Source organism: Bacillus sp. FSL M8-0166 (assembly GCF_038008825.1).
GTDB lineage: Bacteria > Bacillota > Bacilli > Bacillales > Bacillaceae > Bacillus > Bacillus safensis.
The window spans coordinates 3383985-3395789 of record NZ_JBBOZZ010000001.1 but is presented as its reverse complement, the minus strand read 5'-3'; the positions used below and the strand labels follow the sequence as shown (position 1 = coordinate 3395789).

Below are 11805 nucleotides of genomic sequence, written 5' to 3'. Positions count from 1 at the left end.
AAGAGCCCTCATCCAGCTTCCTCTCCCTTTTGACCGCTTGTTTTCATCAGCTGATGAACTGCCTCTTTCACAGCTGCCTCATTTGGTTCTTTTAAAAGGGTCATAAACGGAAGGTGAGCTACCCACTCAAATCCCTCCATCACCTTATGATCAAACGATCTAAGGACAACACACGGTGTATGAGTGATCGCACAAAAGATCATGCCATGCAGACGATCTGTCACGACGACCTGTGCTTGTTTTAACTCCGTCCACAAAGCCGATAATTCATCTAAGCGAGTTGTTCGATCGACTCGTTTGCCAATTGTCGTCGTGATCAAACCGACTTGATCATATGTCTCTTGGATATGCTGCTGCAGCTGCTGGCGCTCCTCCTTTGTGAGATATGCTTCTTGATCCTCACGCAGACAAAGCAAAACCCCTTCACGTGTTTCATCCTTTGATGATTCGTCTAATGACAGCACCATATCAGGCTGTTTCCACACATCTAGATCGGGAAAATGCTGCTTCATCCATTCATAGGTTGTTTGATCTCTTGCCATGAGGAGCAGTCTTGGGTGCTGCTTATACGTGTGAATGGCGCGGCGCTCCTCTCGTTTCCCTCTCTTTGTTTCTGTAAAATGTACAGTGGCAGGCAGCTGAATCATGGGATAGGACTGGAAGGTCTTGATGATAAATTGTCTCGTCCATTCTTCGTACCGGTATAAATCCCCCATATTGCCCCCGCCGATCATACAGACGATATCTTCTGGGTGCCGGCTGCGCTTTAGCGGACGGGCAAGGCGATAGATCTCTTTCATGTCCACTTCTATGATGTCATAGGCTGGAAAGTGTTTCTTTAAAAAACAATAACTCGCATAGGCAATCGCATGATCCCCTAAATTATCATGTCCCGGCAGCAGTGTGAGAATGATTTTCTTCTGATGACTCAGCTCTGGCAGCCTTTGGCGGCTCAGTCTATACTCAAGCGGATATTTGATCTTTAAGAGCAGCCACTCTGCGGCGTTCGCCTTCAATTGCTGCAATGTCAATCCCATCACCCCTATTTCCTTGTCTGATATTCGATCCATTTTTGATAGCTTGAAGCCGCAGCAGAAAGCGGATAAATCAATCGGCACTTAGCAAGAAATAAAATCATTCGCTTTCGAACTGTGAGCTTCGATGGTTCTACTTGTTTGACGGCATGCTGAAAAGTATCGTGTGTCACCATTTCCCGCATGTGATCAAGCTTTTCCTGAATAGAGAGGGCATTTTGGCTCTTCCATTCGTTGAGCATACAATGAAGTGTATGATTGACGATAAAAAAATCTAATGCTTTCTCATACAGAGAGATGTCATCATGCTCTTTTAAAAACGAACGCTGCGCATGATAAAAGGTCAGTCCATGATGAAAATACTGCTTCTGATATCGCTGCACAATAGATGACAGATGAACTCTGTAATAATAAAGGGGCTCATGAACAAAAGCGATGCTGCGTGATAAAGAAAAACAGCGCAGCGTCACATATTGATCTTCAATGTTCTCAAGCTCACCCCGTAGCGGAAATCGAATGTGGTGTTCTTCCATAAAGGCACGCCGATACAGCTTATTCCATGAGAAGCCAGTCAAGTCTCCATGTAATAACGCTTTGATTAAATTCGTTTTTTCGGCTGACTGCTTGTCTAACAGCGTCGTTGGTATCGTTCGCTTTGACTGTTCAAATTGAATCCAATACTCACTCACGACAAGATCTGCCCCGGTCATTTCAGCTTTTTCATACATAGCTTCACAGTAATGAGGAGCGAGAATATCATCTGAATCCACAAAGGCGAGATACGTCCCTTTCGCTTCCTCGATGCCCCGGTTTCTCACAGCGCCTAACCCTTGATTGGGTTGATGGATTACCCGGAAACGCTCATCACGCTCAGCAAACGCTTCAAGCCATTCACCGCTGCGGTCGGTCGATCCATCATTGATAAGAATGACTTCTATATCCGAAAAGCTTTGAGCTGCAATTGATTGAAGACATTGCTCCACATATTGACTCGTATTGTAAACTGCGACCAATAGACTGATAGCTGGCATTACAACATGCCCCACCTTTCTTCAAATCTACTTTGTAAATATCGTTCTATACGGCAAAACCGAGGAATCGAACGGCATCAGCATGATGCTGTACAGAATATAGCAAACAGCAATCCCTACATACATAAAAACATTAGACCGCTGATCAAAAATGCGTGTGAAATATGGCAGTAAAATGAGCTGATACAAGCCAAAATAAATATGAAATCTTGCATAAATGACATCCTTCGTTGCAAGGATGCCAAACAAGAAACCAAGCAAACAAAAATTCACAATGTAATCACTCTCAGGCGTCAGCTCACGAAGTCGTTTTCGATAAAAGAAAGCAAGCAGGAGCGGCAAAATCAAGACACCGATTTTTGTCACATTCATTCCATTCGTATTTGTTGTGAGCCATTCCTCGTAATGACCATATGAACTGCCTTGCAGCATCACCACAAACACCGAGACAAAACGGTCATAAAGAGCGGTTAAACCTAAGAAAATCAGGCATAAGACCAGCATCATCCAAGACCAAGCCTTTGTTCTCACGATAAAATACACAGGAATCATGATGAGGGCCGATGAATGAAACAATGAACATACAAGGACGAGCGGAAAATACAATTTCCACTGACCATTGATCACCAACCGGATGGCATAAAAAAGAATCGCTGCCACCATATACTGACGCATGCCATTAAATGACGCATAATAATGAAAGGTCCCAAGAAAAAGCAGCATACTCAGCTCAAATGGACGGCCATATTGAATAAGCGTCTTGATAATAAAAAAATAAGTAATGGCCCCGACTGAAATATACATGATTTGCGGATCATGAGACAGTTGATTAAGCATCCATAAAATAAACGTAAACCCTGGATCCGTTGCGGCCTTATCCACACCGAATCCGAATATATGCCAAGGCCTTTCATAGTTGATGGAGAACTCATACATCTGTCCATATGTGACAAAATCGGTTCCTACTTTATACCGAATACCAGCTACGATACAAAGAAACAAAAATGGAAAAAACACCAGAAGTTTGTTAGGCCGCCATCCGCTTTGAATGGTATCATCACGTCTGCCGTAAAATGCGGCAAAGCTCGACCATAAATAGACCATGATCATGTTCACCAAATAAACCGCCATCTACCCTTCCTTCCTTACAGTCCATATATATTCATTACACGTGTAATATTCTGTTTCACATCAAATCCTCTTTGTTCAAGCTGAGAGGTAATGGTCTCTTGAAGAGGAGGTTCTGCATGATACGCTTCAAGCACCGCCTTCATCCATTCATGCGCGGAATCTCGGAGTGACATCCTTTTCACAAGCCCGCAGCCTAAATCTACTTCCTCTGTAATATGATCTGAAATCACACAAGGAAGCCCAGACGCCTGTGCTTCCACTAATACAAGGGGAAGACCTTCAAATAAGGAAGGCATCACAAAAACATCAAATGCTTTCATATACTGTGGAACGTCTGATACGACGCCTGTAAAGACAATGTCATCCATCAAGCCTGCCTTCTCCGCATACGATTCGACTACTTGCTTCAGCGGTCCATCCCCTACGAGGACAAGCTGAAATGAAACCCCTTGCTTCTTTAAGGTCTGGGCCAGCTCTATAAAAAAAACATGATTTTTTTGCTCATGGAACCGCCCAATATGACCGATGACCATATTTTTTTCGCGAAGATGAAGCTGCTTTTTGATCTCTGCCTTTTCGTCTGGATTGGGCTGAAAAAAAAGGGATAAATCAATCCCATTTGGCAGCACCTCAACTTGTCCGTTCTGCATTTTTTTCTGTCCAAATAAAAAGACACCAGCATCCTCGCCGCATGCAACAAGCTGTGTAGAGAACGCAAAGATCAGCTGGCGAAATCCTTTAAGCATCATATGATCCAGCCTGTTTGGCGACTGCTTCCACGCTGTATTATGCGAATGGCAAATGCGCACCTTCACACCCGCTAGTTTGGCAGCAAGTGCGGAGAAGCCTGTTTGAAAATCCGTATGTGCATGCACTGCCTGATAAGGTCCTGTTTGCTTGATCGTCTTTGTCAATGTTTTCACAAAAGTCACCGGAGAGGACGCTCCAATACTCGGGACGTAAAAGATGCGTCCCCCAAGCCGGCGAATTTCCTCATCATAATCACAGACGTCCTGCCGGTGGGTAATGAAATCAAATTGAAGGACATTCCTGTCGAGTGCACGATAGATATTCATGATCATCGTTTCAGCTCCGCCGCGGTTCATCCCGCCCACAATATGAAGCACGCGCCTTGGCTCACTCATCCCGAATCGCCCTCCTCTTCAACATAGACGACGCCAGCTTCCGGCGATGATAAAGCTTCATGACCTTCGGTGACAAGCAGGCACGGACCACCGGTTTTAGAGCAAATAAATAGTCAAGCGGCGACAGCTTTAATACCCAGCATGCTTTCAAGACGAGCCAGGCATTATCCATCGAATATCGAAACTTTCGCCGCTGAAAGGCCGCTTCATCCTCTCTCACCAGATATAACGGCTCTTGTAAATTAAAACCTTTCCTCCCAGCAGCAAAAAAGCGGATCCAAAGATCGATATCTTCCATCCGCCTTGTTGTTTTCACAGCGCGATATCCATGTAAAGCCTTGTAAGCAGAAGCCCGCATCATAATGGTCCCATGACAAAAAGGAGTCCCTCTTGCCATCACCTTCCGATCAGGCTCTGAAACAAGTGCCCGCACACCCTTTGTTCCCGATTCATCAAAAACCGTCATCGCCGTACCGACCACATCATATTCAGGATATGTATCGAGGAAATGAACCTGTTTTTCTAAACGAACAGGCACAGAAATGTCGTCGCCATCCTGCCTTGCAATCAACTCTCCCCTCGCTTCAGTCAGGCAGCGATTGAGACTGGCAGCGAGCCTTTGATTTTGTTTATTGCGGATTAAGCGAATTTTTTCAGGATGTCGTTTTGTATAAGACAGCACTTTCTCATAAGTGCCATCTGTTGATGCGTCATCACATATGATGAGCTCCCAGTTTTCATAGGTTTGATGAAGAATGGATTCAATGCTTTCTTCTACTGTCTCTTGGCAATTGTAGACGCCCATGATAATAGACACCTTTGGTTTACGCATGCTGTATCACCTTCTCTGCTTGATCCATATAGATTGTATAAATTTCTTCCATTGCACTGACCGTCTGCTCCTGTGCAAATGCATGAGCCATAGAGCGTCCCGCTTTTCCCATGAGAAGCAGCTGATCCTTTTTGTCATAGAGCTGCTGCAAATAATCAGCTAAACCATTCACATCTTGCGGTTTAACTAAAAAACCATTGACGCCATGTTTGACAAGCTCACAATGCCCTCTATTCTCCGTTGCAATCACGGGTTTTTCTGCAGACATCGCTTCAAGCAGGTTCATGCCGAGCCCTTCTCTCAAGCTGGTGGAAACACACACATCGCTCATATGCATCCATTCCTCCATTTGTTTGCAAAACCCAGCAAAGTGGATATGCTTTTCAAGATGGAGCTGGCGGGTAAGCTTTTCATAGTTTGGCCTCATGGTCCCTTCCCCGGCAAACACGATCTTCATATTTGGTATTTTCCTAGACAGCTGTGCACATGCTTTGATGAGCATTCCTTGATTTTTATTCATGTTTAATTCGCCAGCACACAGCACGATAAAATCTTCCGAGGAAAAGCCATAGGCTGCGCGAAGGCGCTGCTTCTCTTTTTCATCGACAGGTGCGAACCGCTTCATATCCACACCCATACCGGGCACATAATAAACAGATGTCCGCTCTTTTGATAGACGGTCGGCTCTGTTAAAATCTTCTCCATTAATGGTGATCAGAGCGTCTGTATAGCGGGCGAGAAATTTCTCAATTGGATAATAGAGCAGCCAGTTTTGAAGCGGCGCTCCCTGCCAAAAGTGAAAGCCATGTGCCGTGTAAAGAACCTTCGTTCCTTTTTTGCGCATGCCTTTGGCTGCGAGCCTGCCAATGACACTTCCCATTGGGGTGTGGCAATGGATGAAATCATAATGCTCTTTCGCTAACAGCTTCTTCAGTTCTACATACGCAAGCCGGTTGCGTACATGAAATGGAGAACGCTGAATCGGAATCGAGTGAGCTTGATTCACATAGGGCAGCTCCAGCTGGCCATTTGCCGCTGTATGCACTTCCCATCCTTGTTCCTGAAACCACCGGAAATACGGAAGATGAAAGGCCTTAAAGTGATAATCAACCGTTGCGCAAAACAAGACTTTTTTCTTCATTGGCAAGCACTTCCTCCTCTCGTTTCATCTGATCGGACAACATATCATGCGACTCAATGGCAGCAAATAATGCTTGTCTCATTTGCTCTTCACTCATCATGTCAAATTCATGGATAAAGCGGTTCAGCACATATGGGTCACCATCCAGCGCATGGCCGATATGAATTTTCGGGAAGATTTGCTCCTGTGCTTTTTCATGCTGGTTGAGTAATTCCTCGTACATTTTCTCTCCAGGACGAATGCCTGTGAAAGTGATCGGAATCTGGTCTGTGGTGTAGCCTGAGAGGTGAATGAGGTTTTCTGCGAGGTCCACGATTTTCACTGGCTCCCCCATATCTAAAACAAAAATCTGTCTTCCTTCTGCCAGTGCACCTGCCTGAATCACAAGCCTTGATGCTTCTGGGATAGTCATAAAATATCTTGTCATGGCTGGGTGCGTGACCGTCACCGGCCCGCCTTGCTCAATTTGTTTCTTAAAAATAGGGATGACGCTCCCCCTGCTTCCGAGTACGTTTCCAAATCGAACGGCGACAAATTTTGTTTCGCTGCTTGCCCCCATTTGCATGATCAGCATTTCAGCAAACCGCTTTGTGGCTCCCATCACATTGGCAGGGTTGACCGCTTTGTCAGATGAGATGAGGACGAATGTTTCAATGCCGTGCTCATGTGCGGCTTCTGCGACATTTTTCGTCCCGATAATATTGTTTTTCACGGCTTCTTTCGGACTGATCTCCATGAGCGGAACATGCTTATGTGCCGCAGCATGATAAATCATATCCGGCTGAAATTGACCAACGATTTCACTCATTTTCTGTTTATCTTGAATATCCGCAATTTGTGGATAGAGTCTGATGCTGCCTCCATACAATTCTTTCAGCTCTAGTAAAATAGAATGAATGCTAAATTCTCCATGTCCCACAAGTACAATCGCTTGAGGAGCAAACACACAAATTTGACGGCAGATTTCTGACCCAATCGATCCGCCTGCCCCTGTGACCATGATCGTTTTTCCTTTTAAATGTACAGTTAGACGGCTCGTATCTAATTGAATCGGTTCTCTTCCTAACAAGTCCTCTGGCTGTACATCCCGTAATTGATTCAGCGCATGGGTTCCTTTTAAAATCTGCTCCATTTCCGGCATGATCTGTGTTTTGACTCCGGTCGCTACACATTCCTTATACAGCCCTTTTAAGGTGTGGCTGCTTTTGGACGGAATGGCGATGATGATCTTCTGAATATCCATCATGACGACAGCTGTTTGAATTTGTTCTTTTCCTCCTATGACAGGCAGACCCATAATTTCAAGCCTATGCTTCGTCTTGTCATCATCGATGAAGGCGACTGGCTCAATATGTACATCACTCGATTGCTGAAGCTGACGAACGAGCATCGTCCCCGCTGATCCGGCGCCAATAATTAATGCCCGCTCCTTTTCTGTCTGAAGCCGTTTTGCCCCGTCATGAAATAGCCTAGAAGCCATACGAGATGCACCGATGAATAAGATATGAAAAAGCCATACGATGAATAAAAACCGAAATGGCCATGTCTGCACGAAAAGGTACAGCATCGTCATCGAAAATAAAAAAGAACACACAAAGGTCTTCATTAAAGAAAATAGCTCTCTTACTCCTGTATAAGCCCATACTTGCTTGTACACATGAAACATGCAGGCAAATATATGGTGCCCAATGAGCAGACTGAGCGAAGAAATGGCGAGCATTTCAAATGTATAAACGGTTAAAGCCGCCTCTTGGACAAATTGAAAGCCAAAAAAGACGGCAACTAAGATGAGATATGAATCTAGTGCTACGATGATTGATAATCTTTGGGCGTAAGTCAACGCTCCTCCCCCTTTTTAAAGCATCACTATTCTTACATAACATGGGCATCAAACCCGTCCTCACACCCCACTACTGATGACGAGCATCTAAGGCACCGGTTATGCCCACAGCAGGATCGAGTGCCTCCATTGTTAAAGATTAGGAGACATCACCTATCAATCTTTTTAATACATGTACAGCCTGCCCTTTTTCTCTTTCTTGCCATTTAGCATAGCTCCAAGCAGTTTACTTGTTGTTCCCTCTAATACTTCTTTTGATTTCTTCACAGCAGCTATCTTTGTTTTGCCGCTTAAGACAACGAGAATGCTCCCATCCGTCCGGTTCGCCAAGATCTTTGCATCTGCAACTGGCAGAAGCGGCGTGGAATCAACAATCACCATGTCATATTGCTGTTCAATCTCATAAAAGAGCTGCTTCATCACAGAAGAGGAGAGCAGCTCAGCTGGATTCGGCGGAATGGTTCCGCTCGGAAGCAGCTCTAAATGCTCAATCGGTGTCGGTAAAATGGCTTCTTCCAAGCTGCAATTATTTAATAGCACATTCGTCAAACCGGTGTGATGATCCAGGTCAAAATATTCATGAACGGCCGGCTTTCGCAAATCAGCATCCATGAGCAGCACCCGCTTGTTCTGCTGTGCAAAAACAGCTGCTAAGTTTGCAGCCGTAAATGATTTCCCTTCCTTCGGCAAGGAGGAGGTCACCAATATAGATTTCAGCCTTGTTTGAATCGATGTGAATTCGATGTTTGTTCGGATCGTACGGAATTGTTCCGCAATGACAGAGTGGGGATTTAATACAGAAATACAGGATAAATCTCTCTTTTCTCTTTTCTTCCTCTTAAAGATCAATGTTCTGTCCTCCCGTTATGACGGACTGCTTGTCTTTTTTGGCCCTCCTGTCTGCCTGCATTTGATAGACACTGCCAAGCGACGGCAATCCGATCTCTTCTCTTATTTGATGTGTTCGTTTTACAGTATCATCGAGTAAATTCATGAAGAAAATGAGTGTCATTCCCCCTAATAATGAGGCGCCTAGTGCCAGAACGATATGAACGAATTTCCTTGAATTCATCAGAATCGTGTTGGACTGCTTGGCTTCAGACAAAACATTAATACGATCCATATTCATGGTTTTTTTGATTTCTTCTTGCAGCACCTCTGTTGCGGTATTCGCAATAGCAACTGCCTTTGCGCGATCCTCATCTTGTACAGAAATATTGATGACCTCAGACTCATTTTCTGTACTTGTGGCAATTTTGTGTTTTAGTCCTTCTGCTGATTCTGTGAGATGGAGTGTTTCTTTTACTTTTTCAATGACGATTGGGCTTTTTAATAAAACTTGAAAGGTACGTGTATATTGAAGGTTCATCTGAATATCGTTTAAATCTGCTTGTGCGTCATTGCTGCGTTTATGAACAAGAATTTGAGTGGTTGCCTGATATACAGGAGTCGAGACATAGAACTGATAATAGGCTGAAATGCCCGTTACGATCAGGACAATCAGGATCAAAAGGGCCATTTTCTCTTTAATGACAGAAAACAGCTGCTTAAAACCTATATTCTCATTCATAGATACCTCCCGATTTCATCATAAAAAGGTTATATATGGTTTCTTTTTGTTAATGATTGGATTATAAAAGATAATACCCGCAAAGAAAAATGTCATAATAGGTCTTATAGTTCTTTTTAAAGAACGAAATCGTTCGTTTTCTTTTGTTTACTTCCTGATTCTTACGTTTTTGAATTTTATAAAGAACAATTTATTTCTTATAATGAACGAAAAGGTCGCAGAACTATTCGCCGGGGAGAAGGGAGATCATTGATCGAATGATAGGCAAGGTGATACGCATTTACCGAAAGAGAAAAGGATACTCGATTCAGCAGCTGGCTGAGGATGCTCATGTCTCTAAGTCATATTTGAGCAAAATTGAGCGTGGTGTCCACAGGAATCCATCTGTCCAGTTCTTAAAAAAGGTATCCTCTTCACTAGAGATTGATTTACAAGAACTGTTTGATGCAGAGACAATGATGTTTCATTACGCTGAGGGTGGTGAACACGAATGGCGGGAGCATATTGTGAGTGCCGTCCAAGCCGGCATGCCTAAAGAAGAGCTCTATCAGCTGCTCCAAACGTACCGAAAGGAGCAGGAAGAAAAGTCGTTACATGTCACCCATAGAAAGCTGACTGATTCAAATATCGCAGAGTGGAAGCGTCTAATGAGTGAAGCGAAAGCGATTGGCTTAAGCATTGAGGAAGTAAAAGCATTCCTCAACAACATGGGAGAACGCCGGGCGTAAGCCTTTCAGGAAGAATGATTGCGGGGAGAGGCGTTTGACGCTTCGATGAAAAAGAGCCTTTGATTATGAAAGGCTCTTTTTTCTCTTATTCTTCTTTTTTTGTTCGTGCTTTTTTCGTTATATCATTGTTTTTCCAATAGGCCCATAGTGATGTAATCCCCAAAAAAGCCAGCGTGATGAATTGCTGAACGCCTTCTTCATCAATAGGAATTGGGCTTTTTCCCGCAGCGGTTAGCGCACTGTTAACAAGCGCCAGTAAAAGCAGCACAAGCCTTGCGATTGTACCTGCACTAATTTTTTGAACCTCCAACTGTAACCCCTCCCTTTCCTCTTCGCACGGGCGGTATTGCTCGTTCTCTCTCATATGTATGCAGCAGCCGAATGAATAGAAGAACGAATCAAAAAAAGAGACATCATTCCTATATGCAGAATGATGTCTGATTTCAATTGCTCTTTATTTAGAAAACATCTCTTTTGCTTCATCCAATGCCATTTTATTGCCTAGAGCTGAGTAATCGAGCCACGGCTGATCGGCAATCGGATAGACTTGGTTTTTCTTCACTGCTTTTAGACCCTTCCAAATTGGAGTCTTTTCTAATTGCTTGAATGCCTGCTGCGCTTTATCATCACGGTTCACAACGACAAAGATAGCATCAGCATCATAATCAGGAAGAACCTCTTGAGAAATCACTTCAAATGGGCGCTTGCTGTCCAGCTTTTTCACACCATCGACAGGTGTCAGGCCTAAATCCTCGTATAAAATAGGACCCATTGGGCGCTTCATGCTAAATACGCGAAGCTCCTTTGCTGTCACACGGATCGCCATGACTTTTCCGTTTCCAATCTTTTTCTTAATGAGCGATTTGACTTCTTTTGCTTCTTGATTGTAATTCTTAATATATTGATCCGCTTCTTTTTCCTTATTGACGTGTTTGGCGATTTTTTTCAAATGATCCCGCCATGTGCCATCATTTAAGTTAAACACTTCTGTTTTGGCGATCTTCTTATATTTCGATAAGTCTTGTCCGGCTAATTCTTCATCAACATAAATGACATCTGGTTGTAACGCAAGCAGTGATTCCATATCTGGATCAGATGCAATGCCGAGCTTCTTCGTATGACTCAACTGCTTTTTCGCATGTGGAAGGAAATCTTTTAAGTCTCCTCCTACAACAGAGCCCGCCGGCTTGATACCGAGTGCTAACAAGTCATTTGTTAAATGAATAGACAAGGAAGCAATCTTTGGTGTTCCATTGTCCTTTTGATTTGTTGTATTCTTTGTTTCCTGTTGTCCGCAAGCGGCAAGCAGTAAGAAACAGAGCGTTAATCCAAACACTAGTATTTTTTTCATGA

At 43.8% G+C, this 11805-nt stretch carries 12 protein-coding genes; 1 reads left to right on the top strand and 11 read right to left on the bottom strand.

Features of this window, described 5'->3' with window-relative positions:
• Window positions 1–8 precede the first annotated feature (8 nt).
• The 9 genes from NSS92_RS17450 to NSS92_RS17410 form a co-directional block, all read right to left on the bottom strand.
• Window positions 9–1037 carry a polysaccharide pyruvyl transferase family protein gene (locus tag NSS92_RS17450; protein WP_445661647.1) on the bottom strand — a complete coding sequence of 343 codons (1029 nt, stop codon included), beginning with the start codon at window positions 1035–1037 and terminating at the stop codon, window positions 9–11.
• Between the two features lie 5 nt (window positions 1038–1042).
• Window positions 1043–2065, bottom strand: coding sequence for a glycosyltransferase family 2 protein (locus NSS92_RS17445; RefSeq protein ID WP_340869594.1), 1023 nt, complete (start codon window positions 2063–2065; stop codon window positions 1043–1045).
• Window positions 2066–2092: 27 nt separating this feature from the next.
• Window positions 2093–3196, bottom strand: coding sequence for an EpsG family protein (locus NSS92_RS17440; RefSeq protein ID WP_142945246.1), 1104 nt, complete (start codon window positions 3194–3196; stop codon window positions 2093–2095).
• 14 nt (window positions 3197–3210) lie between these two features.
• Complete coding sequence (locus tag NSS92_RS17435; RefSeq protein ID WP_340869592.1) at window positions 3211–4341, bottom strand: glycosyltransferase family 1 protein; 1131 nt, start codon at window positions 4339–4341, stop codon at window positions 3211–3213.
• Window positions 4334–5173 (bottom strand): glycosyltransferase family 2 protein, encoded by an 840-nt coding sequence (locus tag NSS92_RS17430; protein ID WP_340869590.1) that lies wholly within the window; start codon window positions 5171–5173, stop codon window positions 4334–4336. Before NSS92_RS17430 ends, NSS92_RS17435 begins: the two co-directional genes overlap by 8 nt.
• Window positions 5166–6314: a glycosyltransferase family 4 protein gene (locus tag NSS92_RS17425; RefSeq protein WP_340869588.1), complete on the bottom strand. Its 1149-nt coding sequence runs from the start codon at window positions 6312–6314 to the stop codon at window positions 5166–5168. The genes NSS92_RS17430 and NSS92_RS17425 overlap by 8 nt, the downstream gene beginning before the upstream one ends.
• Entirely contained in the window at window positions 6280–8154 is a 1875-nt protein-coding gene (locus tag NSS92_RS17420) for a polysaccharide biosynthesis protein (protein ID WP_267586689.1), read from the bottom strand. Before NSS92_RS17420 ends, NSS92_RS17425 begins: the two co-directional genes overlap by 35 nt.
• A 165-nt stretch (window positions 8155–8319) precedes the next feature.
• Complete coding sequence (locus NSS92_RS17415) at window positions 8320–9003, bottom strand: CpsD/CapB family tyrosine-protein kinase (protein ID WP_267586690.1); 684 nt, start codon at window positions 9001–9003, stop codon at window positions 8320–8322.
• Window positions 8993–9724 carry a YveK family protein gene (locus tag NSS92_RS17410; protein WP_340869585.1) on the bottom strand — a complete coding sequence of 244 codons (732 nt, stop codon included), beginning with the start codon at window positions 9722–9724 and terminating at the stop codon, window positions 8993–8995. Before NSS92_RS17410 ends, NSS92_RS17415 begins: the two co-directional genes overlap by 11 nt.
• A gap of 257 nt (window positions 9725–9981) precedes the next feature.
• Here NSS92_RS17410 and slrR point away from each other — a divergent pair, with 257 nt between their 5' ends.
• Window positions 9982–10452, top strand: a complete 471-nt coding sequence (slrR, locus tag NSS92_RS17405; protein WP_251215945.1) for an HTH-type transcriptional regulator SlrR — start codon at window positions 9982–9984, stop codon at window positions 10450–10452.
• Window positions 10453–10537: 85 nt separating this feature from the next.
• Here slrR and NSS92_RS17400 read toward each other — a convergent pair whose 3' ends face one another.
• The gene (locus NSS92_RS17400; RefSeq protein ID WP_024423530.1) at window positions 10538–10762 is read right to left on the bottom strand and encodes a phage holin; all 225 of its coding nucleotides are present in this window, start codon (window positions 10760–10762) and stop codon (window positions 10538–10540) included.
• Between the two features lie 144 nt (window positions 10763–10906).
• The gene (locus NSS92_RS17395) at window positions 10907–11803 is read right to left on the bottom strand and encodes an iron-hydroxamate ABC transporter substrate-binding protein (RefSeq protein ID WP_340869580.1); all 897 of its coding nucleotides are present in this window, start codon (window positions 11801–11803) and stop codon (window positions 10907–10909) included.
• Window positions 11804–11805: the final 2 nt, after the last annotated feature.

What these genes read in the sequence shown, in the direction of transcription:
- NSS92_RS17425 (WP_340869588.1), bottom strand. Translation starts at nt 6,314, where the DNA reads ATGAAGAAAAAAGTCTTGTTTTGCGCAACGGTTGATTATCACTTTAAG.
- NSS92_RS17445 (WP_340869594.1), bottom strand. Translation starts at nt 2,065, where the DNA reads ATGCCAGCTATCAGTCTATTGGTCGCAGTTTACAATACGAGTCAATAT.
- NSS92_RS17410 (WP_340869585.1), bottom strand. Translation starts at nt 9,724, where the DNA reads ATGAATGAGAATATAGGTTTTAAGCAGCTGTTTTCTGTCATTAAAGAG.
- NSS92_RS17395 (WP_340869580.1), bottom strand. Translation starts at nt 11,803, where the DNA reads ATGAAAAAAATACTAGTGTTTGGATTAACGCTCTGTTTCTTACTGCTT.
- NSS92_RS17435 (WP_340869592.1), bottom strand. Translation starts at nt 4,341, where the DNA reads ATGAGTGAGCCAAGGCGCGTGCTTCATATTGTGGGCGGGATGAACCGC.
- NSS92_RS17440 (WP_142945246.1), bottom strand. Translation starts at nt 3,196, where the DNA reads ATGGCGGTTTATTTGGTGAACATGATCATGGTCTATTTATGGTCGAGC.
- slrR (WP_251215945.1), top strand. Translation starts at nt 9,982, where the DNA reads ATGATAGGCAAGGTGATACGCATTTACCGAAAGAGAAAAGGATACTCG.
- NSS92_RS17450 (WP_445661647.1), bottom strand. Translation starts at nt 1,037, where the DNA reads ATGGGATTGACATTGCAGCAATTGAAGGCGAACGCCGCAGAGTGGCTG.
- NSS92_RS17430 (WP_340869590.1), bottom strand. Translation starts at nt 5,173, where the DNA reads ATGCGTAAACCAAAGGTGTCTATTATCATGGGCGTCTACAATTGCCAA.